Annotated in this window: 24 protein-coding genes; 12 read left to right on the top strand and 12 right to left on the bottom strand. The window is 69.0% G+C overall.

Annotated elements, in window-relative coordinates; genetic code table 11:
* Positions 1-242 precede the first annotated feature (242 nt).
* On the bottom strand, positions 243-1382 hold the full coding sequence (locus tag AB0L53_RS03945) for a histidine kinase (RefSeq protein WP_363989846.1): 1140 nt from the start codon (positions 1380-1382) through the stop codon (positions 243-245).
* 141 nt (positions 1383-1523) lie between these two features.
* Here AB0L53_RS03945 and AB0L53_RS03940 point away from each other — a divergent pair, with 141 nt between their 5' ends.
* Together AB0L53_RS03940 and AB0L53_RS03935 are read left to right on the top strand one after the other, a co-directional pair.
* Entirely contained in the window at positions 1524-1733 is a 210-nt protein-coding gene (locus AB0L53_RS03940) for a hypothetical protein (RefSeq protein ID WP_357651650.1), read from the top strand.
* Between the two features lie 119 nt (positions 1734-1852).
* Positions 1853-2992, top strand: coding sequence for a cystathionine gamma-synthase (locus tag AB0L53_RS03935; RefSeq protein WP_363989842.1), 1140 nt, complete (start codon positions 1853-1855; stop codon positions 2990-2992).
* A 16-nt stretch (positions 2993-3008) separates the two neighbouring features.
* Here AB0L53_RS03935 and AB0L53_RS03930 read toward each other — a convergent pair whose 3' ends face one another.
* The gene (locus AB0L53_RS03930; RefSeq protein WP_363989840.1) at positions 3009-3443 is read right to left on the bottom strand and encodes a hypothetical protein; all 435 of its coding nucleotides are present in this window, start codon (positions 3441-3443) and stop codon (positions 3009-3011) included.
* Between the two features lie 10 nt (positions 3444-3453).
* Positions 3454-3579: a hypothetical protein gene (locus AB0L53_RS03925; protein ID WP_363989837.1), complete on the bottom strand. Its 126-nt coding sequence runs from the start codon at positions 3577-3579 to the stop codon at positions 3454-3456.
* Between the two features lie 140 nt (positions 3580-3719).
* On the opposite strand from AB0L53_RS03925, the gene AB0L53_RS03920 reads away from it, so the two are divergent.
* Complete coding sequence (locus AB0L53_RS03920; RefSeq protein WP_363989834.1) at positions 3720-4142, top strand: DUF6292 family protein; 423 nt, start codon at positions 3720-3722, stop codon at positions 4140-4142.
* 37 nt (positions 4143-4179) lie between these two features.
* Here the strand turns inward: AB0L53_RS03920 and AB0L53_RS03915 are convergent, their stop codons facing one another.
* The 3 genes from AB0L53_RS03915 to AB0L53_RS03905 form a co-directional block, all read right to left on the bottom strand.
* Positions 4180-6135, bottom strand: a complete 1956-nt coding sequence (locus AB0L53_RS03915) for a hypothetical protein (protein ID WP_358542259.1) — start codon at positions 6133-6135, stop codon at positions 4180-4182.
* A 30-nt stretch (positions 6136-6165) separates the two neighbouring features.
* Positions 6166-6900 carry a hypothetical protein gene (locus tag AB0L53_RS03910; protein ID WP_363989831.1) on the bottom strand — a complete coding sequence of 245 codons (735 nt, stop codon included), beginning with the start codon at positions 6898-6900 and terminating at the stop codon, positions 6166-6168.
* A 63-nt stretch (positions 6901-6963) separates the two neighbouring features.
* A complete protein-coding gene (locus AB0L53_RS03905; RefSeq protein WP_363989828.1) occupies positions 6964-8355 on the bottom strand; it encodes a sigma 54-interacting transcriptional regulator in 1392 nt (463 codons plus the stop codon).
* 171 nt (positions 8356-8526) lie between these two features.
* Here AB0L53_RS03905 and AB0L53_RS03900 point away from each other — a divergent pair, with 171 nt between their 5' ends.
* On the top strand, positions 8527-9711 hold the full coding sequence (locus AB0L53_RS03900; RefSeq protein WP_363990354.1) for an FIST N-terminal domain-containing protein: 1185 nt from the start codon (positions 8527-8529) through the stop codon (positions 9709-9711).
* Positions 9712-9748: 37 nt separating this feature from the next.
* On the opposite strand, the gene AB0L53_RS03895 is transcribed toward AB0L53_RS03900, so the two are convergent.
* Positions 9749-11161 (bottom strand): M1 family metallopeptidase, encoded by a 1413-nt coding sequence (locus AB0L53_RS03895; protein WP_363989825.1) that lies wholly within the window; start codon positions 11159-11161, stop codon positions 9749-9751.
* Between the two features lie 180 nt (positions 11162-11341).
* On the bottom strand, positions 11342-12451 hold the full coding sequence (hppD, locus tag AB0L53_RS03890; protein ID WP_363989822.1) for a 4-hydroxyphenylpyruvate dioxygenase: 1110 nt from the start codon (positions 12449-12451) through the stop codon (positions 11342-11344).
* Between the two features lie 103 nt (positions 12452-12554).
* Between hppD and AB0L53_RS03885 the strand changes: the two genes are divergently transcribed.
* Both AB0L53_RS03885 and AB0L53_RS03880 read left to right on the top strand, forming a co-directional pair.
* Positions 12555-13034, top strand: a complete 480-nt coding sequence (locus tag AB0L53_RS03885; protein WP_357944009.1) for an Lrp/AsnC family transcriptional regulator — start codon at positions 12555-12557, stop codon at positions 13032-13034.
* Positions 13035-13216: 182 nt separating this feature from the next.
* Positions 13217-15283: a transglycosylase domain-containing protein gene (locus AB0L53_RS03880; protein WP_363989819.1), complete on the top strand. Its 2067-nt coding sequence runs from the start codon at positions 13217-13219 to the stop codon at positions 15281-15283.
* Here AB0L53_RS03880 and AB0L53_RS03875 read toward each other — a convergent pair.
* Positions 15269-17239: a thioredoxin domain-containing protein gene (locus AB0L53_RS03875; protein WP_363989816.1), complete on the bottom strand. Its 1971-nt coding sequence runs from the start codon at positions 17237-17239 to the stop codon at positions 15269-15271. The genes AB0L53_RS03880 and AB0L53_RS03875 overlap by 15 nt on opposite strands.
* A gap of 174 nt (positions 17240-17413) precedes the next feature.
* Between AB0L53_RS03875 and AB0L53_RS03870 the strand changes: the two genes are divergently transcribed.
* The gene (locus AB0L53_RS03870; RefSeq protein ID WP_363989813.1) at positions 17414-17983 is read left to right on the top strand and encodes a Uma2 family endonuclease; all 570 of its coding nucleotides are present in this window, start codon (positions 17414-17416) and stop codon (positions 17981-17983) included.
* Between the two features lie 108 nt (positions 17984-18091).
* Positions 18092-19243 carry a hypothetical protein gene (locus tag AB0L53_RS03865; RefSeq protein WP_363989810.1) on the top strand — a complete coding sequence of 384 codons (1152 nt, stop codon included), beginning with the start codon at positions 18092-18094 and terminating at the stop codon, positions 19241-19243.
* Positions 19244-19271: 28 nt separating this feature from the next.
* On the opposite strand, the gene AB0L53_RS03860 is transcribed toward AB0L53_RS03865, so the two are convergent.
* The 3 genes from AB0L53_RS03860 to mca all read right to left on the bottom strand — a co-directional run bounded on the left by AB0L53_RS03860 (position 19272) and on the right by mca (position 20679).
* Positions 19272-19565 (bottom strand): GNAT family N-acetyltransferase, encoded by a 294-nt coding sequence (locus AB0L53_RS03860; RefSeq protein ID WP_363989807.1) that lies wholly within the window; start codon positions 19563-19565, stop codon positions 19272-19274.
* Positions 19566-19730, bottom strand: a complete 165-nt coding sequence (locus AB0L53_RS03855) for a hypothetical protein (RefSeq protein WP_358448767.1) — start codon at positions 19728-19730, stop codon at positions 19566-19568.
* Positions 19731-19794: 64 nt separating this feature from the next.
* On the bottom strand, positions 19795-20679 hold the full coding sequence (mca, locus tag AB0L53_RS03850) for a mycothiol conjugate amidase Mca (protein ID WP_357944021.1): 885 nt from the start codon (positions 20677-20679) through the stop codon (positions 19795-19797).
* A 134-nt stretch (positions 20680-20813) separates the two neighbouring features.
* Here mca and AB0L53_RS03845 point away from each other — a divergent pair, with 134 nt between their 5' ends.
* The 4 genes from AB0L53_RS03845 (at position 20814) to AB0L53_RS03830 (ending at position 23701) form a co-directional block, all read left to right on the top strand.
* On the top strand, positions 20814-21236 hold the full coding sequence (locus AB0L53_RS03845) for a DUF4307 domain-containing protein (RefSeq protein ID WP_363989803.1): 423 nt from the start codon (positions 20814-20816) through the stop codon (positions 21234-21236).
* A gap of 105 nt (positions 21237-21341) precedes the next feature.
* Positions 21342-21842 carry a transcription elongation factor GreA gene (gene greA, locus AB0L53_RS03840; protein ID WP_225296428.1) on the top strand — a complete coding sequence of 167 codons (501 nt, stop codon included), beginning with the start codon at positions 21342-21344 and terminating at the stop codon, positions 21840-21842.
* Between the two features lie 134 nt (positions 21843-21976).
* Positions 21977-23110, top strand: coding sequence for a C40 family peptidase (locus AB0L53_RS03835; RefSeq protein ID WP_363989799.1), 1134 nt, complete (start codon positions 21977-21979; stop codon positions 23108-23110).
* Positions 23111-23179: 69 nt separating this feature from the next.
* Positions 23180-23701: a hypothetical protein gene (locus AB0L53_RS03830; RefSeq protein ID WP_363989796.1), complete on the top strand. Its 522-nt coding sequence runs from the start codon at positions 23180-23182 to the stop codon at positions 23699-23701.
* Positions 23702-23736: the final 35 nt, after the last annotated feature.

The following is a 23736-nucleotide window of genomic DNA, read 5'->3' as shown; positions in this document are numbered from 1 at the left end:
CCGGCGGGTACAGGGAAGCGGCGGGGACGCCCGGCTGGAGCCGTTCCGAGGAGTACTGGGAGGCGGCGGGGATGCTCGGCGTGTCGGCCGCGCTCAGGGAGGCGGCCGGGATGCTCGGCATGGCCGCTGCGCTCAGAGAGGCGGTGGGTGTGCCGTTGCCCGCCCCCGAGCGGGCCGACGTCGACCGGATCACCGCCAGGCTGCGCGCCGCGATGGGCGCGGAGTACGACGCCGCGCACGCCTCAGGACGTCGGAAACTCCGCGACCACTTCCCAGGCACCGTCGGAGCCGGGCCCGGCGTAGAGGCGGCCGCCCAGTGCCTCCACCCGCTCGGCCATCCCGACCAGCCCGAACCCGCCGCCCAGGCGCGAGAGCCGGGGGTCGGCGGCTGAGCCGAAGTTGCGGATGCGCAGCAGTACGAGCTGGTCGAACCGGCGTAGCTCGGCCTCGACCCAGTCGGCCCCCGGCGCGTGCTTGCGGATGTTGGTGAGCGCCTCCCGCAGCACCCGGTGGACCGTCGTCATGACCTCCGGCGCCAGGGTGTGGTCGTCGATGCCGGACCCTATCTCGAACGCGACGCGCGGCCCGTTCGCCGAGAACCGTTCCGTCAGCAGCCGCAGATCGGCCAGCGACGTGCCGGGGGTCCTGGCGGCCTCGTCCTCGGCGCGCAGCACGCTGACCAGGCGCCGCATCGAGGTGAGCGCGTCCGTCCCGGCGCCGGCGATGGCGTCGAGGGCGGGCAGCACGGCTTCTGGCTTCATGGCGGCGACCGTGCGGGCGGCCTGGGCCTGTACGACGATGCCGGTGATGTGGTGGGCGACCAGGTCGTGCAGCTCCCTGGCCAGCTCCAGGCGCTCCGCACGCCGTACGGAATGGACGGCCTCCTTGCGGCGCTCCTGCTGGAAGCGGAGGTAGCCGCCGACGGCGGCGATCATCGTCCACGCGGTGAAGAGGATGAACGAGAAGGCCAGCTTGTTCTGGGGATCGCGTGAGGTGCCCTCGGCCATGAGGACGACCAGCGCGGCGCCCCCGAACACCGCGGCCCGCCTGACCGGCTCGACGTGGCGCAGCACGCCGATCGTCAGGATCATCAGCGCGCCGGTCTCCGCCGCGCCGGGTACGCCCACGAACCCGCTGACGGCGATCACCAGCGAGGAGGCGAGCGAGAGGGCCAGCACGACGACGAACGTCTCGACCCGGAAACGGCGCCGCAGGATCGCGGCCGCGACGCCCACGACCCCGCAGATCGGTACGAGCCACTGGACGCCGCCCCTGGTGGCGGCTATGGCGAGGTCCATGAGGAGCATCATGGCCAGCCAGCCGATCGCCGCGATGTCGCTCAGCCGGCGGATCCAATAGACGACGTGCTTGGCTTCCCCCACCCCTAGGAGCCTAAGCCGCAAGTCGGATGGCGGGCATCGACCGTTCGGCTGAGGAGGCTCGCCGAGGACCGGCCCTTCAGTGGAGGCGGCGGCGGGGGGCCGTCGACGATGCTGATACATGTCCGGAAGGGGGACGGGAAAATGATTGTCCTTGGGTTCGTACTACTGGGTGTCGGTCTGGTCGTGGGTCTGCTGCTGGCGCTGGCCGACCCGGTGCTGCTCTCCCGCATCAACGGGGAGCACGCGGAGGGTGGCAGCGGCCGCCACATCCAGGTGCCCGCACGTGACGCCGATGTCATTCCGCTGGCACCGCGGGCAGGTGGCGACAGGAAGAAGCCTCAAGCGGCCTGAGACCCGGCTCGCGTGGGGCATGACGCGCGAGCCACGCGGGCGCGGTTGGGGACGGCGCCCGCCTCGGCCCGCGGTCCGTTGGGGAACGGGCTGCGGGCCGCTTCCGTTACCGTGGGCCTATGACGAACGGTTTCGAAACCCTGGCGATCCACGCAGGTCAGGAGCCTGACCCGCTTACCGGCGCGGTCGTGCCGCCGATCTATGCGACGTCCACCTACAAGCAGGACGGTGTGGGTGGCCTGCGTTCCGGATATGAGTACAGTCGCTCGGCCAACCCGACCAGGACCGCGCTCGAAGAGGCGCTGGCCGCGGTCGAGGGCGGCGCGCGCGGGCTGGCGTTCGCGTCGGGCCTGGCGGCCGAGGACACCCTGCTGCGCGCTCTCTGCAGGCCGCAGGACCACGTCGTCATCCCCAACGACGCCTACGGGGGCACGTACCGGCTGTTCGCGAAGGTCGGTGAGCGCTGGGGCCTGCACTACGATCCGGTGCCGCTCGGCGACCTCGACGCCGTGGCCGCGGCGATGACCCAGAAGACGCGGATCATCTGGGTGGAGACGCCGACGAACCCGCTGCTCGGCATCGCCGACCTCGCCGCGCTCGCCCAGCTGGCCCACGACAACGGGGCGCTGCTGGTCGTCGACAACACCTTCGCCTCTCCCTACCTGCAGCAGCCGCTCGCGCTGGGCGCGGACGTGGTCGTGCACTCCACCACCAAGTACGTCGGCGGCCACTCCGACGTGGTCGGCGGCGCGCTGATCGCGGCCGACGAGTCGGTCGGCGCGGAGCTGGCCTTCCACCAGAACGCGATGGGCGCGGTGGCCGGGCCGTTCGACGCCTGGCTGACGCTGCGCGGGCTCAAGACTCTGGGTGTACGGATGGACCGCCACTGCGACAACGCCGAGCGGATCGTCGATCTGCTCCTCGCGCACCCGCGCGTGACGCAGGTGCTCTACCCGGGCATGGGTGACCACCCCGGGCACGAGGTGGCCGCCAAGCAGATGAAGCGGTTCGGCGGGATGGTGTCCTTCCGCGTCACGGGCGGCGAGGCCGAGGCGGTCGAGGTCTGCAACCGGGCGAAGCTGTTCACGCTGGGCGAGTCGTTGGGCGGCGTCGAGTCGCTCATCGAGCACCCGGGCAGGATGACGCACGCCTCGGCGGCCGGCTCGCCGCTGGAGGTGCCCGCCGACCTGGTGCGGCTGTCGGTCGGCATCGAGACGGTCGACGACCTGCTCGCCGACCTCACGCAGGCGCTCGGCTAGGAGCCCGGTCGTTCGGTTAGGAACCCGGTACGACCATCAGGAAAAGGATCACCAGCCAGATCAGGGACAGCAACCCGCTGATGGCGGCGATCCTGCCGTTCTGCACCTTCGCGTCGTCGTCCGGGGTCTCGGTTTCGAGGACCTTGACGGCGGCGCGCAGGTCGCGGTCGATGATGACGAGCAGCACGATGGCCACGATGAACAGCGTCATCGAGGCCGTCATGTACCACTTGCCGAGCACACCGCCGTCGAGGGACATACCGACAGCCAGCCCGAAGATCAGCACACCCAGCGAACCGATGCTGTAGATCCGGGTGGTCCGCTGGATGTTCTGCAGGACGGGCACGTTCTTGCCGCGGATGGCCCGCGGAGCGGCCATGGTGGCCGCCGTGAGCGGGCCGATCGTGAAGATCGCGAAGCCGATGTGCAGCCAGAGAAGCAGGGGCGACATGCGTAGGAGACTAGTCCCCGACGATCTCGCCCGTGGACTCGACACTCTGTTTACTCTCTGAGGAGCAGCGCATGATCAGCTCGGTGGCCGCGATCGCGACCACCATGAGCACGATCAGAAGAATCATGGCAATCATGGAGCCCCCCTCCTTCCCCGTGTCGGACGTAAATATCGTCCGTAATGACTAGACGCTCTGGCAACGGAATAAGTTCAGCGCCGGTATGGTTGACCACCGTCGCTTTTTCCTTACCGTTTGGGCACAAGGGGGTGCCGTCCGTGGCCATCAGGCATGTCGAGCCGTATACCGACGAGTGGCTGCAGCAGCCGACCGGCTACGTGCAGCGGGTCGTCGACCTGCTCGGAGCCGAGGTCGCCGACTGGTGGGAGGGCCCCTGCGAGCCGCGTGGCGCGACCGTCCGACTGGCGGACGGCAGCGCGCTGGTGTGGGACGAGGAGAGCGGGTGGCGGCTCGGCGGCTTCGTCTCCGGCGGCCGTGGCGAGCACACCCAGCTCGACGGTGTCCGTTACCTGGGGGGTGGCCTGCTGCCCCGGCCCGAGCGCGTGCCTCCGGCGCTGAGCGACGCCCGCACGGGCGTGGGCGCCAGCTCCGCCTGGCGCCCCTGCTACCGCTCGCACCGCAACTGCCGCGACGGCTTCGACGTCGCCCTCGACTTCTACGCGCCTCTCGTCGACGCCTGAGCGCCTGAAGACGCGCGCTACGACATCAAGCCCGCGTTCAGCGGGACCGGCGTACCCGTAGGAAGTCGCTCACCACGTACTCGCCCAGCCGATCCGCGCTGGGTGAGAACACGCGACCGCCGTTGCGCCGCGCCACCTCGTCCACGAACTCCTTGAGGCGGTCGTCGCCGGCCAGCATGAAGATGTTGAGCGTCGCCCGCCGCCGCGTCATCTTGTCCACCTCGGCCAGCGTGAGCTCCAGCGTCTCGGGCGACGGCGGCCACTCGAAGGCCGAGTGCCCGTTGCGCATCAGGTGGGCCGTCGGCTCGCCGTCGGTGACCACGAGCACGACGGGCTCGAAGTCGGGATGGCGATCCAGGTGCCGGCCCGCGATGAGGAGGGCGTGGTGCAGGTTCGTCCCCTGGACCATGTCCCAGTCGAGCCCGGCCAGCTCGTCCGGCTGCAGCACCCGCGCGTAGTTGGAGAACCCGATGATCTGCACCGCGTCCTGTGGGAACTTGGAGGCGACCAGCGCCTGGAGGGCGAGCGCGGTCTGCTTGGCCGCCGCCCAGGTCCCGCGCAGGGCCATCGAGTAGGACAGGTCGACCAGCAGACAGACGGCCGCCGCGCTGCGCCGCTCGGTCTCGGCCACCTCGAAGTCGTCGACGGAGAGGCGTACGGCGCCTGATTCGGACTGGACGCCGCCGTTGCGGACGCCGTTGACCAGCGTGCGGACCACGTCGATCGGCTGCTCGTCGCCGAAGCGCCAGGGCCGTGACGAGCCGGTCAGCTCTCCGGCCGAGCCCGCGTCGCGCTGGTCGTGGTCGCCGCGCCGGCCCGCGTCGAGCGAGGCGAACACCCGGCGCAGCGCCGTCTCGCCGAGCCTCCTGACGGCCTTGGGGGTGAGCTCCAGCTTGCCCCGGCGGCGCAGGAGGTAGCCCTGCTCCTCCAGCTCGCGTTCGATCCGCTTGAGTGCCTCCAGGTCGTCGACCGCCGAGCGGCCGAGCGCGCGGCGGACCGCGGACTCGTCGACGTCGTCGAGCCGGGCGCCCGGATAGTCCTGGCGGAGCGAGGTCTCCAGCTGTGAGAGGTCGGCCAGCTCCTCCAGGGCGGTGACGGCGTCGCCCATGCCCAGCGGCTCCTCGCCGGTCAGCCGTTCGGGGGTGTCCCAGGCCAGGTCGGGCCGGCGGGCCTGGAGGGACTCGCCCAGACGGCGCATCTCGTCGGACAAGCCCGCCTGGTCGAGCGTCTGGCTCATCAGGTTGGCCAGCTCTTCGCGCTGGGCCGGGGTCATCGAGGCGAGCATGCGCTGGGTCGCGGCGGCCCGCCGGGCCAGGACGTCGACCAGCTCGTCGAGGTCACGCGGCTTCTCCGGGAAGAGATCGCCGTATTCCTTCATGAACGCATCGAAGTCCTGCTGGGTGTGCTGACCTCTGGCGTCCTTGTCGAGCATGTCGTTGAGGTCCGACATCATCTGCCGGACGCGCTCCATCGCCGCCGGGTCCGGCTGGGCCAGCGCGTCGCGCAGCCCTCTGAACTGGCTGTCGAGCACTTCGCGGCGCAGCAGGTCGCGCAGCTCCTCGAAGGTCTGCCGGGCGGCGGCGGAGCGCCACTCGTAGGGGGTCAGCTGCTGGATCGCGCTGGCCGTGTCGTCGGGCAGCGAGTCGAGCTCGCTCTCGCGCAGCCGCGCGTCGTCGGACGGGTCGGGGAACAGCTCGGCCCGCTCCTGGCCGATGGCCTTGTCGAGGAGCGCCCGGGCCCGCTCCAGCGTGCCGTCGAGGCGGCCGCTCTCGCGCAGGTCCCTGCGGCGCCGTCGTACCTCTCTGAGCATGTCGTCGAGACCCCGGCGGTCCTGGGCCCCGGGCAGCCCGCGCTTGAGCAGGTCGCGCAGGGCGTGCACGGGGGTGGAGCCGGACAGGATGGCGTCGCCCATCTCGTCGAGCGCGGCGCGCACGTCGTACGGCGGGGCGAGGGGGTCGGGGCCATCGTTGTACTCGCCATAGCGGTAGGCCATCACGAACACACGCTAACCCGAGAACGGGGGCTACGCGTCCCCGAAGACCTCACGCACACCGGAGAGTTCGTTGACATCCGGCACGTAATCGACCTGTACGAGCACCGGATGCTTGACCGACTTGAGGGCTTTGGTGAAGTCGCGGCTCTGGCACGCCTTCTTGCCGAGGCCGTGCTTGTCGGCGTTGACCGGCTTGCCGGCCAGCCAGCCGTCGCCGCAGCGCTTGGTGGTCCTGGCGAACGACATCAGGTTGGTGTAGCCGAGCTTGAGCGTCCTGCCCGCCCCGGTGAACAGGACCGTCGTGTCGTCCACCCGCTTGACCGTGCCGCGGACGGTGCGCGACTCAGGCCACTTGGCGAGCACTTCATTGATCTTGACGGCCTCGGCACCGCGATACTCGACGCGGACCGGCGCGGGCCCGGACGCCAGCTTGTCGGTCAAGGCGTCGGCCTTGCAGACGGTGGTGCCCAGGCCCTTGCGGTCGATCGCCACGCGCCCCTCGGTCTCCTTGAGGTCGCAGGCGACGGTCACTCGCCGGAACGCCGCCTTGGCGTAGTCGAGCCGCAACTCCTTGGCGCCGGTGACGGCCTTGAAGGTGTGGAGCGGCTTGCGGTACGTGGCGGTCATGGGCGTGATGCGGATTTCGGTCGCCCCGGCCGCCCAGGCGTACCCGTACACGATCTTGGTGTCCGCGGCGTTGGCTGGTACGGCGAAAGCGCACAAGGCGGTGGCGCTCAGGGCGGTGGCACAGACAAGCAGACGCATGGGCGGTCTCCCCCGACGGCGTGATCAATTCATCACGTTCGACGTGTGAGACCGCCCGAATGTTCACGTCCGGTAGACGGAGACCCCGTCCACGTCGTCCTTGGACAGGCGGCGCATGAGATACAGGCCCTCCAGGGCGAACTCCAGCGCGGCCGCCGCGTGCCCCGGCGACTCCTCGCCCTCGCCCATGCCCAGCCGCGACATGACCTTCGCCAGGCCGCTGACCGGGCCGATGCGGCGCAGCAGTTCGGCGGCCGGGATCAGCTCGCCGGACTCCACCTGGTTGCCCTCGGCGAATTTGTCCGTCAGCGGCGACAGGTCCATGCCGCCCAACCGGCTCCTGAACGTATCGGCCGTGGCCCGGCGGAGCAGGTGGGCGAGGATCTCGGTCTCCCTGCCCTCCTCGCTGACCTCGAACTCCACCTTGCCGCGCAGGCTGTGGACGACGCTGGTCAGGTCGCAGACGCGGGCGACGGCCTGCTCCTCGCCGGCGATCGCCCCCCTGCGTACGGCGGAGGCCATGGCGGTCTCGGCGGCCGCGATCGAGAACCGCGCCGACACGCCGGAGCGGGCGTCGACCGCGGTGGACTCGCGGACCAGGCGGGTGAACCGGGCGATCACCTCCACCAGGTGCTCGGGGATGTCCGCCCCGATGTCCGGCATGGACTCCTGGCGGATGAGCACCAGCTCGTCCTCGACCGTCAGCGGGTAATGGGTACGGATCTCGGCGCCGAAGCGGTCCTTCAGCGGGGTGATGATCCGGCCCCTGTTGGTGTAGTCCTCGGGGTTGGCGCTGGCGATGAGCAGGATGTCGAGCGGCAGGCGCAGGTTGTAGCCGCGTACCTGGATGTCGCGCTCCTCCAGCACGTTCAGCAGCGACACCTGGATGCGCTCGGCCAGGTCGGGCAGCTCGTTGACGGAGAACACGCCCCGGTTGGTGCGCGGCACCAGCCCATAGTGGACGGTCTCCGGGTCGCCGAGCGTCCGGCCCTCGGCAATCTTGATCGGGTCCACGTCGCCGATCAGGTCGCCGACGGAGGTGTCGGGGGTCGCGAGCTTCTCGCCGTAGCGCTCGTCGCGATGCTTCCACGCCACGGGCAGCTCGTCGCCCAGCTCCCGCGCCAGCGCGATGCAGCGCGTACAGGCCGGCGCGTACGGATGGTCGTTGATCTCGCACCCGTCGACCACCGGGGTCCACTCGTCGAGCAGCCCGGTGACGGTGCGGATGAGTCGGGTCTTGCCCTGGCCCCGCTCACCGAGCAGGACGAGGTCGTGCCCGGCGAGTAGCGCCCGCTCCAAGTGGGGCAGGACGGAGTCGTCGAAGCCCACGATGCCTGGAAAACGGGGCTCACCGGCCCGCAGCTTGGCCAGCAGGTTTTCGCGGACCTCTGCTTTCACGGTGCGATGAACGTGACCGCTCTCTCGCAGCTCGCGGATATTTAGAGGCTGATGCACGGGAACGAGACTACGTCCCCTGGGACCACTGCGGCAGACACTTTCGCATCTGGCGGAGATTTCGGATCTTGACTATTGCGTGACGGTTCGTGCGCGTGCTTGTTCCTTTAATGGGGAGAATCGGTTCCTAGGGAACTTCGACCCGCTGAGGAGGCGAGATCCGTGGCTGTGATGACGAGCCGCTTCGCCGACGGCCTCGCCGTGGGTTCCGACCTGGTGGAGGCCGCGGAGCGTGCTGTCGGTCAGGCCCTGTCGAGACTCAGCGGCGAGGCGGACCTGGTGTGCTTCTTCATCTGCGGCGACGATCCGGACGAGGTCGCCAGGGCGGGGGAGTGCGCGATGAGGCTGGCCCCTGAGGCCCACGTGATCGGCTGCAGCGCCACCGGCGTGATCGGCGACGGGCAGGGGGTCGAGCTGACGTCCGCCGTGAGCGCGTGGGCGGCCACGCTGGACGGGGCCGAGCTGACCACGTTCGCGCTGGAGACGCTGACCGCCGAGGACCGGTTCGTGGTGGTGGGGCTGCCGGAGCGGACGACGGAGGATCACGTGGCGATCCTGCTGGCCGATCCGTACACCTTCCCCACAGACGCGTTCGTGGAGCGTTCCGTGGACGTGCTGGGTAATCTGCCGCTGATCGGCGGGCTGGCCAACGGGATGCGGGGCCGGGGGTCGGTCCGGCTCTTCGCCGACGGCGAGATCTACACCGAGGGCGCCATCGGCGTGCTGCTCAGCGGCTCCGTACGGGTCAGCACAGTGGTCAGCCAGGGCTGCCGGCCGATCGGCCCGACCATGGTCGTCACCCGCTCCGAGGAGAACCTGCTGCTGGAGCTGGCCGGCCAGCCGGCCCTGGCCCGGCTGGAGGACATCGTCAGCGAGCTCGACGAGGACGACCGCGAACTGGTCGCCGCCGGCCTGCAGATCGGCGTGGCCATGGACGAGTACGCCGAACGGCATGAACGCGGCGACTTCCTCATCAGAGGCGTGATCGGCATCGACCCGGAACGCGAGGCTGTGGCCATCGGCGACGTCGTGGACGTCGGCAGGACCGTACGCTTCCACGTGCGCGACGCGGCCACTGCGGACGAGGACCTCTACGACCTGCTCGACGCCCACCGGGAGGAGCTCGGCCGGATCGACGGCGCGCTGCTGTTCTCCTGCAACGGCCGGGGGTCGGCGATGTTCGGCACCGCCGACCACGATCCGGTGGCGCTGCGCGACACGCTCGGGCCGATCGGGATCGCGGGCTTCTTCGCCGCGGGCGAGGTCGGCCCGGTGGGCGGCCAGAACCACGTGCACGGCTTCACGGCGTCCGTCCTGGTCTTCTCGGCCGCCACGGGCACGCCCGGCGCCCCGTGAGCCTCGCGCTCAGCCTGTGAGCCTCGCGCTCAGGCAGTCAGGCGTCGGGCTTGGTCGGCTGGAAGAGCCAGGCGTCGAACAGCGGCTTGAGATCCTTGCCCGAGAGCTTCTCCGCCAGCGCGATGAACTCGTCCGTCGTGACGTTGCCGTATTTGTGGTCAGACGTCCACGTCTTCAGCAGCGTGAAGAAGGTCTCGTCGCCGATGGCCTTGCGCAGGGCGTGGAGGGTCAGCCCGCCCCGGGTGTAGACCGAATCGTTGAACAGGTCTTTGGGCTGGGCACGGCCCGGGGGATATTTCCACATCGGCTCGCTCGCGGCGCGGTTGTAGAAGGTCTGGAAGAGCCGGTCGGCGGTGTTGGTGCCCTTGTGCTCGGCCCAGAGCCACTCGGCATAGGTGGCGAAGCCCTCGTTGAGCCACAGGTCGCGCCAGCGCTTGATGCTCACGCTGTCGCCGAACCACTGGTGGGCCAGCTCGTGCGCGATGATGCTCTGGTCGGGCTCGAAGCCGCCGTAGAGCGGCTTGGTCTGGTTTTCCAGGGCGTAGCCGGCCGAGAAGTCGTCGACTATGCCTCCCGTGGAGGAGAACGGGTAGGGCCCGAAGACCTTGCTCCAGTAGTCGGTGACCTCGCCCGAGATGTTGTAGAGGTCGTCGAGCGAGGCGCGGTGCTTAGGATCGACCGCCGCGAGGTTGGGGATGCCGCCCGGCGTGCGGCCCTTGCGCAGTTCGAACTTGCCGATCGTGGCCGTCGCGAGATAGCTCACCATCGGATGCCGCTCGCGCCACCGGAACGTGGTCTTGCCCTCGGCGGTCGTGGGCTCGCCGACCTGCTCGCCGTTGGCCAGCGCGGTCACGCCGTCGGGCACGGTGATCGCGAAGTCGTAGGCCGCCTTGTCGGCTGGGTGGTCGTTGACCGGATACCAGGTCTTGGCGCCGTCGGGCTCACAGGCCACGAACGCGCCGTCGGGCGTCGGGACGAAGCCGAACGTGCCGAGGTTGGTGGAGTCCTTGATCGGTTTGGGCACGCCGGAGTAGGCCACCTTGATGGTGAAGTCGGCCTTGTTGCCCAGCGGCGTGGCGGGCAGCACACCGAGCTCGGTGCCGTTGCGCGAGAAGATGGCCTTCTCCCCGTTGACCGTGACCTCGCTCACGTCGAGGCCGGAAAGGTCGAGGTCGAACCGCGAGAGCGCCTGCGTGGTCGTGGCCTTGATCGTCGCCACGCCGTCGAGGTGCTTGCTGCTCGGCGTGTAGCCGAGCTCGAGGCCGTAGTGGGAGACGTCGTAGCCGCCGTTGCCGTCAAGGGGGAAGTCGGGGTCGCCGATGCCGGGCGCGCCCGTGTCTCCGCTCACCGGCCGGGCCGCTGTGGGCGCCATGGCGCCGTTGGACGGCGCGCAGGCGAGGATGCTCAGAAGCGCCACGAGCGAAGCGGCCCTGCGCTGGTCAAACCCCATAGGCTGCGCTCTTCCCTTCGCTAAGTGACAGGAATTCTACGCGGAGTCAGGCATTGACCACGACCGTCTTCGCGGCTTTGGCATATGGAGCCTGCTGGCGCGGGTCGAACAGAATCCAGCCTAGGTCCAGCAAGCTGCCGACGCAGCGTCCCCGCCCTGTCAGGGCAACCGCGGCGCGGTCTAAAGGTTGCCCCTTCGCTCCTGCTCCCGCTCGATGGCCTCGAACAACGCCTTGAAGTTGCCCTTGCCGAACCCGAGCGAGCCGTGCCGCTCGATGAGCTCGAAGAAGACCGTGGGCCGGTCCTGCACGGGTTTGGTAAAGATCTGCAGCAGGTAGCCGTCCTCGTCGCGGTCGACCAGGATCTTGCGCTTCTTCAGCTCCTCGATCGGCGCCCTGACCCGCCCGATGCGCGAGCGCAACTCGGGGTCGTCGTAGTAGGAGTCGGGGGTATCCAGGAAGCTCACCCCGGCCGCGCGCATGTGGTCGACCGTGGTCAGGATGTCGTTGGTGGCCAGCGCGACGTGCTGTACGCCCGGCCCGCGGTAGAACTCCAGATATTCGTCGATCTGCGATTTCTTGCGGCTCACGGCCGGCTCGTTCAGCGGGAACTTGACCTTGCGGCTCCCGTCGGCCACGACCTTGGACATCAACGCCGAGTACTCGGTGGCGATGTCGTCACCGACGAACTCCGCCATGTTGGTGAAGCCCATCACGTGCTTGTAGAACTCCACCCACTCGTCCATCCGGCCCAGCTCGACGTTGCCCACACAGTGGTCGATGGCCTGGAACAGCCGTCCGGACTTGGTCGTGGGCGGGGCGACGAGCGGCTCGGCGGCCACGTACCCGGGCAGGTAGGCGCCGCTGTAGTTGGTCCTGTCGACGAGCGTGTGCCGCGTCTCGCCGTAGGTGGCGATCGCCGCGAGCACCACCTTGCCCCGCTCGTCCTCCAGCGTGTACGGCTCCGCCAGCCCACTGGCCCCCTGCTCCACGGCGTGCCGATAGGCGGCCTCCACGTCCGGAACCTCGATGGCCAAATCGATCACCCCGTCACCGTGCTCGGCGACGTGCCTGGCCAGGTCGGTCCCCGGCCGGATCGAGGCCCGGAACTCGAACCTGGCGCTCCCCGAGGTCAGGACATAGGCCGCCTCGTCGCGGCTGCCGTTCTCCGGCCCGTGATAGGCCACCAGCCGCATACCGAACGCGGTCGAATAGTAGTGAGCCGCCTGCCTGGCGTTGCCCACGGCGAACACCACGGCGTGCATCCCGTTTACCGGAAAGACATCAGTCATAGCATCAATACTTGGATTCTCTGGACGAGTTGAGCAACAGTCACTTTTTTGACTAGACAATATGTACGGCCTATCCGCGCGTAAGGCAGGAGATCTGTACACCATGACGATCGACCAACTGGACGCCCGGCTGATCGCCCTCCTGGCCGCCGAGCCGCGCTTGGGCGTGCTGGAGTGCTCGCGCAGGCTGGGCGTGGCCCGCGGCACTGTGCAGGCCCGGCTCGACCGGCTGATCGCCAGGGGAGTGATCACCGGGTTCGGGCCCGACATCTCGCCGGTGGCGCTCGGCTACGACGTGACCGCGTTCGTGACGATGGAGATCAGGCAGGTCGCCGGGCACGACCCGGTGGCGCACCGGCTGGCCCACATCCCCGAGGTGCTGGAGGTCCACACGATCACCGGCGGCAGCGACCTGCTCTGCCGGGTGGTGGCGCGGACGAACGCCGATCTGCAGCGGGTGATCGACCAGATCGTCGAAGTTCAGGGAGTTCTCAGGACTTCTTCGATCATCGCCCTCGACACACCTGTTCCCTACCGCGTTTTGCCATTGGTGGCGAATGTTCCCCAGCGCGAAACGCGCTAGCCGTACTATCGCGGGAGGGGACGAGGCACCGTTATCGATCGCTTAACCTTGACATTCGCCCAGCTGACGGGGGTTTGGTGAGGCGCGATCGGGGGTTGTGGGTGCGGATCGGTGGTGAAAAAGGCATGCGAAAGCGGCGGATCCTTAAACGGCTGTTGATCGTTTTCGGCGCCGGGATCCTCTTGGCAATAGGGCTTTTCGCCGTCGCGTGGGCGATGACTCCGATCCCCGACAGCACCCAGAAGGACGCCACGGCCCAGGGGTCGGTGATCTACTACCGCGACGGCAAGAGCGTGCTCGCCAAGAAGGGCATCGACCGCAGGAACGTTCCGCTGGACAAGGTTCCCCAGCACGTACGTGACGCGGTGATAGCAGCCGAGAACCGCTCCTTCTACCAAGACGGCGGCGTCTCGGTCAAAGGCACCGCGCGAGCCGTGTGGTCCACCATCTCCGGGCAGCAGCTCCAGGGCGGTTCGACGATCACCCAGCAGCTGGTCCGCAACTACTACAGCGGCCTCAGCCAGGAACGGTCCATCACCCGCAAGTTCAAGGAGATCATGATCTCCATCAAGGTCGACCAGTCCAAGTCCAAGGACTGGGTCCTTGAGCAGTACCTCAACACGATCTACTTCGGCCGCGGCGCCAACGGTGCCCAGGCGGCCGCGCAGGCGTACTTCGGCAAGGATGTCGGCAAGCTGAGCGTGGCCGAAGGCGCGTACCTGGCCGCGGTGATCCAGCAGCCCAGCCGCTTCGCCGACCCCAAGGGCGCCGACCTCGACGCCGCCGAGGCCCGCTGGCAGGCCGTGATCGACGCCATGCGGCAGACGGGCACGCTCACCGCCGAGCAGGCCGCCGCCCAGACGTTCCCGGTGCTCAAGGCGCCGAAGAAGCCGTTCGAGCTCAAGGGCCAGGCCCAGTACATGCTCGACCAGGTCACCGCCGAGCTCAACCGGCGCGGCTACACCGACGAGGACATCAACGGCGGCGGGCTGAGAGTCGTCACGACGTTCGACAAGAAGCTCATGCTCGCGGCCGAGAACGCGATCAAGACCGTGCTGCCCGAGGGGACGCCCAAGAAGGTGCGCACCGGGCTGGCGGCCGTCGATCCGGCCACCGGCGAGGTCGTCGCCTTCTACGGCGGGCGCCCCGACCGCTCCGAGTACGACAACGCCTTCTCGGCCAAGGTGATGGCCGGCTCCACGTTCAAGCCCTACACGCTGGCCGCCGCGCTCAACAACGGCTTCGACCTGTCCACCAGGGTCAACGGCAACTCGCCGATGCGCGTGGCCTCGGCCAGCAAGCCCATCCCCAACGACAGCGACCGCTCGTACGGCGAGATCAACCTGATCAGCGCCACCCAGAACTCCGTCAACACCGCCTTCGTCGACCTCGGCCAGAAGGTCGGCCTCGACAAGGTGGCCGCCACCGCCGTCGCGGCGGGCATCCCGGAGACGCAGCTCAAGCAGCACGAGGCGGCCGCCACGTTCCCGCTCGGCGTCGCCTCGCTGAGCGCCGTGCAGAACGCCTCCGGCTTCTCCTCCTTCGCCAACGGCGGCGTCCACATGGAGGCGCACGTCGTGAAGTCGGTGACCGCCCCCGACAGCAAGAAGAACGTGATCAAGGGCGCGTCGACCCAGGTGGTCAGCGAACAGGCCGCCGCCGACACCACGTACGCGATGCAGCAGGTCGTCAAGTACGGCACCGGCACCGCGGCCAGGCTGTACGACCGCCCGGTGGCCGGCAAGACGGGCACCACGGACAACTCCCAGGCGGTCTGGTTCAACGGCTTCACACCGCAGCTCGCCGTCGCCGTCGACATGTTCCGCGAGGACAACAAGCCGGTGGAGATCCCGGGCTACGGGGTGCAGTTCGGTGGGCAGCTGCCCGCCCAGATCTGGCGGGCGTTCATGACCGAGGCCATGGCGGGCAAGCCGGTCATGGAGTTCCCCGAGCCGTCGGACTACGGATATGGCTCCGACGACTGGGCCCGCCCCGACCAGCGCCAGGACATGCCGCAGGAACCGCAGCACACCCAGGCACCCGACCCGTGGTCCTCGCCCACCCCTGAGGTCACCGAGCAGCCGAGCACGGAGCAGCCCACCACGCAGGGCCCCGACACGCAGCAGGATCCGCCGCGGCAGAACGACACCGGCGGCCCGCCCACCGGCCAGCCGGACGTCCCCACGACCGGCCCCGACGAGAACAACACCGGCCGGTGGAGCGACACCGGCCGGTCACCGGTCGGCTAGTTCGGCCCGCAGCTCCTCCGGGGTGGTGACGGGCATCCGGCAGGTGAAGCCCCGGCACACGTACGCGGCGGGAAGGCCGCCGACCGGCCCGCGGCCTTCCAGCAGCTCGGGCCCGCCCGGCGGCACGCCTTCGCCGTCGCCCAGTGCGACCACCAGACCGGGAACGTCGGCCAGCAGCGCCTCGCGGTGCAGCGCCCGCGTACGCGGGTCGTCCATCGGCCCGACGACCGCCACCTCGACGGGACCACTGAGCGCCGCCCGCGCCACAGCCAGCCCCCAGCCGGCGAACCGCGCGTGCCCCGTGGCCAGCACGGACACCGTGCCCAGCGCCGCGTAGGCGGCCTCACGGTGCCGTGTGGACCCCGTCAGCGCCGAGTAGGACAGCAGCGCCCCGGCCGCGGCGTACTGTCCCGACGGGGTCGCGTTGTCGGTGGGATCCTGCGGCCGCTGGAACAGCCGTTCGGCGTCGTCGGCCGTGTCGTAGAACCCGCCTTCGCCGTCCCCGAACCGGTCCAGCACGGTGTCGAGCAGCGAGCCCGCCAGCCGGTGCCAGCGCGTCTCCCCGGTCACGCCGTAGAGGGCGATCAGCCCCTCGGCCAGATTCGCGTAGTCCTCCAGGACTCCGGCATTGCGGCCCGCCCGCCCGTCGCGCGAGGTCCGCAGCAGCCTGCCGCCGTCCATGTGCACGTCTTCGAGCAGCTCCGCCGCCTGCCGGGCGGCCGCCACCAGATCCGGCCGGTCGAACACCGTGCCGGTCTCCACCAGGGCGGCGATGGCCAGGCCGTTCCACGAGGCCACGACCTTGTCATCACGCCCCGGCCGGACTCGCAGCTCCCTGGCGGCGAGCAACCGCGCCCGTACGTCGTCGAACCGCGCCGCGTCATCCGTGTCAGGGTCGGTGAGCAGCTGCAGCACCGACGTGCCGTGCTCGAACGTCCCCCGCACCTCGAAGAGCCGCGTGGCCCACTCCCCGTCCTCCTCGCCGAGCACCTCACGCAGCTGCTCCGGCGTCCAGACGTAGAACCGGCCCTCCTCGCCCTCACTGTCGGCGTCGAGCGCCGAGGCGAAACCGCCCTCGGCGGTGCGCAGCTCGCGCAGCAGCCACTCGGCCGTCTCCAGCGCCACCCGCCGGGCGAGGGGCGCCCGGCTCGCTTTCCACCAGTGCGTGTAGACCCGCAGCAGCAGCGCGTTGTCGTACAGCATCTTCTCGAAGTGCGGCACCACCCAGCCCGCGTCGACGCTGTAGCGCGCGAATCCGCCGCCGAGCTGGTCGTACATCCCGCCGCGCGCCATCGACTCCAGCGTGCGGCCGCTCATCTCGGTCTCGCCGGAGCGCAGCAGGAACTCCAGCACCATCGACGGCGGGAACTTGGGCGCGCCGCCGAACCCGCCGCGGACCTTGTCGAACGACTCCCGCAGATTCCGTACGGCCAGCGCCAGCGTCTCCTCGCCGGGCAGCGGCCCGGTGGGCAGCGTCGTGTGCGCGTTGAGCGCCTCGACCACCTTCGACCCCTGCTCGGTGACGGTCGCCCGGTCGCCGGCCCACGCGTCGCGCACACCACGCAGCAGCCGCTGGAACTGGAGCCGCGGGAAGTAGGTGCCGCAGTAGAACGGATGGCCCTCGGGCGTGGCGAAGACCGTCATGGGCCAGCCGCCCTGGTGGATCATGGCCTGGGTGGCGCTCATGTAGACGGCGTCGACGTCGGGCCGCTCCTCGCGGTCCACTTTGACGTTGACGAAGTGCTCGTTCATCAGCCGCGCGGTGTCGGCGTCCTCGAAACTCTCGTGCGCCATCACGTGACACCAGTGACACGCCGAGTAGCCGACCGACAGCAGGACAGGCACATCGCGCCGTCGCGCTTCCTCGAATGCCTCGGGCGTCCAGGGCCACCAGTCGACCGGATTGTCAGCGTGCTGAAGCAGATACGGCGACGTTGCATCAGCTAGCCGGTTCATACGATTCAGCCTCTCACAATGCCCACCCCGTCGGTGAGGCTCCGCACGGGCTCTGCCTCGCTCAGCCGGCAGGGCAATCGCGCTCTTCAAAGATCGGGTGCCTCGGCATCGCCGACAGTAAGCTGAGCCCAGCGGCGCTGGAACTGTTGGGGGTCATCGAAGGAGGCACACACCATGACCGCCGAGATGGTGACGCCCGCGTGGATGCACAACCAGATCAGCGCGGAACAACAGTACGACTCCTGGTCCGAGGAACAGTGTGCCGGCATTGAGATCGTGGACGGGATGATCGTGGTCAGCCTGAGCGCCTCCAAGCGGCACAACCGGCTGGCCCGGGTCCTGGCCGATGCCCTGGACGCCGCCGCAGGCCCGGACTGGAACGCCGACACGGACTTCGACGTCCGCCTGCGGGACGTTCCGCTCACCAACCGCCGTCCGGACGTCATCGTCTACCGGGCGGAGACCATCGACCTCACGCCCACCCGCCCCGAACACGTACTCCTGGTGGTCGAGGTCGTATCGCCCGGCTCAGAGACCACCGACCGAATCGTGAAGGTGGACCAGTACGCCAAGGCCGGCATCCCCTTCTACTGGCGTATCGAACAGGCCGTAACCGGTGTCCCCATCATCTACACCTACGTTCTCGACCCCGCCACCAATGCCTACAGGGACGGCGAGATGTTCACCGGAGTGATCAAGGCTGCTGCCCCCTTCTCCGTCACCGTGGATCTGGGAATCACCTGACGACCAACATTCGCCTGGGCGGCATCATCAACAGCCGGCAAAGGACGACGGAGGTCGGTCACGCGCACACGCGTGTGGTGGGGACGGCGGGGGCGTAAGTTACGGAGCGTGGATCTGGACTTCGTGTGCACGCATGCCGGCCGCCCCGCCGCCGCCCTCACCCGCAGGGACGTGGCCCGCGCCTTGCTCGCCGTGCCCTCCGGGGTGGCGCTGGTGGCGCTGCCCGACCTGCGGCGCGCGTTGATGGCCGCGGGCAACCCGCTCTCCCTGGCGTTCTGGGAGTCGGCCAGGGCGACACTCGGCACGATCGAGTCGGGCGTCGCCACGGTCGGCGACGTGCAGCGCTGGGTCGAGTCGACCGGCACCGAGCCCATGCTGATGACGCCCGGCTACTTCGTCTGGCCGGAGGAGGACGAGCGCGGACCGGTGGCCGAGGAGATGTTCTCGCTGCTCGTGCGGTATCTGGAGGACCGCGTCAACGCGGGGGAGATCGACCCCGACGCGCTGGTCGCCGGTGACTCGGGGGCCCGCAGGACGTACGAGGAGCTTCAGGAGCGCTGGCTGAGCGAGCCGCAGCCCGACGGCCGGGTGCCCGGGTTCGCGGTCAGTGACGAGCAGGACGAGGAGCTGTTCGCCGCCTGGGACGAGGAGGAGGCGTTCGCGCTGGCCGAGCTGCGGCGGATCGTCGGCGAGCTGCCCAAGCCGCCCGAGCTGCCCGCTGACGAGCTGTGGCGGGCCGGGGCGCTGCTGCGCGAGCTGCTCGGCCTGCCCGGCTACCCGGCGAACGTGCTGCGGGCCTGCGCCGGGCTCGACGACCGGCCGATGCCCGAGGACAACGGCGAGCTCTGGCTGTCGGTGACGGCCGGCATCGCCGGGCCCATCTCCGACCTGTCGGAGGCCGGCGACAGCCTGGAGGAGTTCGCGGACATCGACGGCGACCTCAGCCACGAGGACACCGTGCTGGCCAACCTGTGCGCCATCCAGCACGCCGACTGGCTGGCCGCGGTGGCGGCCCTGACCCGGCTGGGTCCCGGCGTGCTCGCCTCGCCCGAGCGGCTGGCCCGGCTCATCGCCGAGTCGGAGGACATCGACATCGACGACCAGGACGCCGACGACCTCGACGCGACCGAGCGGCTGTTCGTGCCGGTGGTCACCTTGTGGGGCTATCTGGGCATCGTCGACACCGAGGACGTGCTCACCCCGCTGGGCTGGTGGGGCCTGCCCAAGGCCCTCGAACGCGCCTGGTCACCCAGCGACTGACGTCGCCTGAGCGGCTGACACCGCGTGGTCACCCAGCGGCTGAGTCGTCGACCAGATCCTTGTACTGGGGGTGGCGCTCGATGTACTTGACGACGTACGGGCAGAGGGGCACCACCCGCAGGCCGGTGTCCCTGCTCGCGTCGAGGGCGTGCCCGACCAGCTTGCCCGCCAGGCCCTGCCCCTCATGTTGGGGCAGCACCTCGGTGTGCGTGAAGACGATCTTCGTGGGCAGCAGACGGTAGTCGGCGAACCCGGCGACCGTGCCGTCCACGAGAATCTCGAACCGGCTCTGCGCCACGTTGTCGACTATTTCGACCGGCATCTATTCGGCCTTCTTGTCGTCGATGTCGGCCGCCCGGGGCACCTGGATCTTCGACATCTGCTTGTTCATCGATTTGATCAGGATGTACAGGGCGACCCCGATGAGGGCGACGACGACGAAGCCGAGCAGGCCCGGACTCACATCACCCGCTGCGAGAGTTATCACTCCTCCAGTCTGCCACCGGGGGGTCATGCTCCGGTCAGTGGCAGGCGGCAGGCGTGGATTCCGGTCAGTGGCAGGCGGCGGAGACCTCGTCGGCGTGGATTCCGGCGAACAGATCGTCTTCCGGCAGCTCGGTGTCGACCAGGGAGCGCGCCAGGTGGTAGTCCTCGGTCGGCCAGATCTCCTGCTGGAGCTCGCGCGGGCAGACGAACCAGAAGCCGTCGGGGTCCACCTGGGTGGCGTGCGCGAGCAGCGCCTCGTCGCGCAGCTCGAAGTAGTCGGCGCAGGGCACCCGGGTCGTCACCGGCCACTTGGCGGGCCGGTCCTCCCAGCGGGAGATCCAGTCGGAGTAGGGGGAGCCCATGCCGCGCGAGGTCATCGCGTCGTGCAGCGCCTCGAACCGCTCCTTGGTGAAGCCCATTTGGTAGTAAAGCTTCAGCGGCTGCCACGGGTCGCCGGTGCCCGGGTAGCGGTCGGGGTCGCCGGCCGCCTCGAACGCCTCCACCGAGACCCGGTTCGTCATGATGTGGTCGGGGTGCGGGTAGCCACCGTCGTCGTCGTACGTGACGATGACGTGCGGCCTGAACGCGCGCACGGCGGCGACAAGGGGCGCGGAGGCGTCTTCGAGCTTCTGCACCGCGAAGCAGCCCTCGGGCAGCTCCTCCTCCTCGTTCTCCGGCAGGCCGGAGTCGACGAAGCCCATGAACTCCTGCTGAACTCCAAGAATCTCCCGCGCGCGGGCCATTTCCGCTTTGCGGACCTCGCCGATGTTGTCGACGATCTCCGGCCGGTCCATCTTGGGGTTGAGCACAGAGCCTCGCTCACCGCCCGTGAGCGTACAGACCAGCACGTCAACGCCTTCACGGACGTAGCGCGCCATCGTGGCGGCGCCCTTGCTCGACTCGTCGTCGGGGTGGGCGTGGACGGCCATCAGCCTCAACGGTGCACTCACGGGCTCGATGTCTCCTCAGTTGGACCGATCACTTGCCCAGAGAGGTTAGGTTCAGCTGGGCGGTCGCGAGGGCGTGACCCCCGCAGGGAACAATTGTCTCGGATAACGCTGAGGGAGTGCAGGGAGATTCCGCCATGGCCACCGAAGATGTCGAGAGCCGTCCAGTTCTCGGCACACCCGACGACTTCCCCGATCGTCCTGAGCGCCGGGGCCGCTTCGTCGTGCACGTCGTCATCGGCGTGCTGGTGGCCATCATCGCAGGTGGCTGGGGCTACGTGATGTGGTCGATGACCGGCGGCAACACCGGGGCCATCCCCCAGGTGGTGTCGTTCCAGGCCAATCGCCCCGACGAGGCCGAGATCACCTTCGAGGTGAGCAAGCCGGTCGACCGGGCCGCCGTATGCGGTATCAGGGCCACAGATGTCAACCACGCAGAAGTGGGCAGCAGGGAAGTAAGAATTCCCGCTGGTGGGGGTAGTAAGCAGCTCAAGGAGCGCCTGGACACGAGTGCCCAGGCCACGTCCGTCCACATCCAGTACTGCCATCTCGTAGAATGAGACGTTTGAGGAAGCGTACGAGCTGTTGAGTTGTTAGCCTTTCGCAATTCAACCGAATGCAACCTCAAGTGATCTCAGGGCCCCCTAGGCAAGCAAGGAGAACCCGTGGCCGACTCTCGCGATGAGAACGTCACATGGCTGACGCAGGAGGCGTACGACCGTCTCAAGGCGGAGTACGAATACCTCTCGGGCCCAGGGCGCGTCGACATCGCCAAGAAGATCGAGGCCGCCCGTGAGGAAGGTGACCTGAAGGAGAACGGCGGCTATCACGCGGCCAAGGATGAGCAGGGCAAGATGGAGGCCCGCATCTTCCACCTCCGGCAGATCATCGACAACGCCCAGGTGGGAGAGGCACCGAAGACCGAAGGGGTCGTCGGCCCCGGCATGACCGTGACGATCCGGTTCGTCCGCGACGACGATGAGGTGACCTTCCTGCTGGCGTCCCGTGAGGAGAGCGGCGCCCCGATCGACGTGTACTCGCCGAAATCGCCCCTTGGCGCGGCGATCAATGGTAAAAAGATCGGCGAAAAGGCGACCTACTCCATGCCCAACGGTCGCCAGAACACCGTCGAGATCCTCGAGGCCGTTCCGTACATCGGCAACTGACTTCCGAAGACACAACCCGCCGGGCCCACGAAGGTCCGGCGGATTTTTCGCGTTCCTCCGGTATCCGGCAGGATCTCAGCTTCCTGGTCCGCTCCAGGAAGCGGCGGGACCACCACAAGCTGGTCCCGTTCATCGTGGTTTCGCTCGTCGCGGTGCTGACCGCCGACCTGCTGCTGCTCGCGCAGGTGGGCCAGCGGCAGGTGGGCGGCCAGCTGCCCGCGGCCGCCGTACGGCCGCAGCAGCGCCCCGCGCCCCAGCAGACCCTGGCGGCCGAGGCCGGCAAGACCGCGCAGCCGGTGAAGCCGCTCGGCCAATTACACAAGCCCAACCTCTTCGTGGTCACCCGTAAGCCGCTGACCAACGAACTGCTGCGCAAGGTGGCCCGGCTGCGCGGGGTGACCGCCCTCGAACTCGCCGACGCGGCCTCGATCATGCTCGACGACAAGCGGGTGCAGACGCTCGCGGTCGACCCCTCGACCTTCCGCGCCTACACGCCCAAGGTCACGGCGGCCTCCGACGCGCTGTGGAACAACGTGGCGGCCGGCGACGTGGCGGTCTCGTTCGTGCTCGGCAGCGACGGCGGCCTCAGCCTGCACAGCCGGGTGCGCGGCCCCGCCGGGCCGCTGCGCATCGGGGCCTACGCCACGACCGGCTTCGGCGCGGTCGACGCCGTCGTCTCCCGCGAGGTCGGGCGCACGCTCGGCCTGCCGCGCGACAACGCGCTGATCGTGAGCGCGCCCAAGGCCAATTCCGACAAGCTGCGCAAGGCCCTGCTCAAGGTGCTCCCCAAGGGCACGCAGACGGCCATGGTCAACCCGGTGCTGCCCCCCGCGCAGGCCAAGGTCCGTACCTGGGCGGCCGGCTCGTTCATGAGCGGCGAGCAGATCACCGTCGCGCTCAGGGCCGCCGCCACCAAGCTGGGCAGGCCGTACGTGTGGGGCGCGGAGGGCCCGGACACCTTCGACTGCTCAGGCCTGGTCCAGTGGGCCTTCGCGCAGGCGGGCGTGCGTATGCCGCGGGTGACGCACCAGCAATGGCTGGCCGGGCCGCAGGTGCCGCTCGCCCAGATCCAGCCGGGTGACCTGATTTTCTGGCGCCTGGACCCGACCAATCCCGGCTACATCTCGCACGTGGCGATCTACTGGGGCGACGGCAAGATGGTGGTGGCCCCGCGCACCGGCGACGTGGTCAAGATCGCCCCGATGAGCACCCGGAACCTGGCCGGGATCGTCAGGGTCAGCCCGACGCTCGCGGCCCGCGTTCGCTGACGGCTTCATTCATAAATAGACAGCCCTTCCGCACGTGCTTTTTCCCGGCAACCGTGTAATTCTAATTACATGGCAAGTGATGAAGCAGCGGCCCAGATCAAGGGCTGGTTCACCGGGCGGTTGCCCGAGGAATGGTTCACCGAGGCGCCGGAGATCGTCCTGGACCGCGAGGAGATCGCGGTGCTCGGCACACTGCCGGAGCCCGGCTCCGAGGGATCGGACGTCGAGAAGGCGGCCCTGATCGAGGGGCTCATCGGGCGGTTCAGGGAAGAGACGCGCGAGCGCCGCATCGAGATCGCCAAGGAGGCCGAGCGGCGGTTCCGGCAGAAGGTGTCCTGGGGTGTCGTCTGCGGCGACACCACTGTGATGTTCACCACTCTTTCGGTGCCCGTCATGACACGCCTGCGACAGCAGGAACGCCAGGTGCTCGACACGCTCGTCGCCGCGGGCGTGGCCCGTAGCCGCAGCGACGCGCTGGCCTGGTGCGTACGACTGGTCGGAAAGCACACCGACACCTGGCTGTCCGAACTGCGAGACGCGCTGCAACACGTCGACCGAGTTCGCTCCGCCGGGCCGGACGTCAATTCCTGAGAGTACGCAGGAAAAACTCTCCGGCGAATGGACTA

This window comes from Nonomuraea sp. NPDC052129 (assembly GCF_040680095.1).
Lineage (GTDB): Bacteria > Actinomycetota > Actinomycetes > Streptosporangiales > Streptosporangiaceae > Nonomuraea.
The sequence above is the reverse complement of the archived record's forward strand: the minus strand, read 5'-3'. Positions and strand labels throughout refer to the sequence as shown.

Excerpts from the sequence above, each read along its gene's own strand:
- AB0L53_RS03830 (WP_363989796.1), top strand. The coding sequence starts at position 23,180 with ATGGCAAGTGATGAAGCAGCGGCCCAGATCAAGGGCTGGTTCACCGGG.
- AB0L53_RS03925 (WP_363989837.1), bottom strand. The coding sequence starts at position 3,579 with ATGATTGCCATGATTCTTCTGATCGTGCTCATGGTGGTCGCGATCGCG.
- AB0L53_RS03885 (WP_357944009.1), top strand. The coding sequence starts at position 12,555 with ATGACGATCGACCAACTGGACGCCCGGCTGATCGCCCTCCTGGCCGCC.
- AB0L53_RS03895 (WP_363989825.1), bottom strand. The coding sequence starts at position 11,161 with ATGGGGTTTGACCAGCGCAGGGCCGCTTCGCTCGTGGCGCTTCTGAGC.
- AB0L53_RS03845 (WP_363989803.1), top strand. The coding sequence starts at position 20,814 with ATGGCCACCGAAGATGTCGAGAGCCGTCCAGTTCTCGGCACACCCGAC.
- AB0L53_RS03940 (WP_357651650.1), top strand. The coding sequence starts at position 1,524 with ATGATTGTCCTTGGGTTCGTACTACTGGGTGTCGGTCTGGTCGTGGGT.
- AB0L53_RS03870 (WP_363989813.1), top strand. The coding sequence starts at position 17,414 with ATGACCGCCGAGATGGTGACGCCCGCGTGGATGCACAACCAGATCAGC.
- AB0L53_RS03900 (WP_363990354.1), top strand. The coding sequence starts at position 8,527 with ATGACGAGCCGCTTCGCCGACGGCCTCGCCGTGGGTTCCGACCTGGTG.
- AB0L53_RS03910 (WP_363989831.1), bottom strand. The coding sequence starts at position 6,900 with ATGCGTCTGCTTGTCTGTGCCACCGCCCTGAGCGCCACCGCCTTGTGC.
- AB0L53_RS03915 (WP_358542259.1), bottom strand. The coding sequence starts at position 6,135 with ATGGCCTACCGCTATGGCGAGTACAACGATGGCCCCGACCCCCTCGCC.
- hppD (WP_363989822.1), bottom strand. The coding sequence starts at position 12,451 with ATGACTGATGTCTTTCCGGTAAACGGGATGCACGCCGTGGTGTTCGCC.
- AB0L53_RS03860 (WP_363989807.1), bottom strand. The coding sequence starts at position 19,565 with ATGCCGGTCGAAATAGTCGACAACGTGGCGCAGAGCCGGTTCGAGATT.
- AB0L53_RS03935 (WP_363989842.1), top strand. The coding sequence starts at position 1,853 with ATGACGAACGGTTTCGAAACCCTGGCGATCCACGCAGGTCAGGAGCCT.
- AB0L53_RS03930 (WP_363989840.1), bottom strand. The coding sequence starts at position 3,443 with ATGTCGCCCCTGCTTCTCTGGCTGCACATCGGCTTCGCGATCTTCACG.
- AB0L53_RS03875 (WP_363989816.1), bottom strand. The coding sequence starts at position 17,239 with ATGAACCGGCTAGCTGATGCAACGTCGCCGTATCTGCTTCAGCACGCT.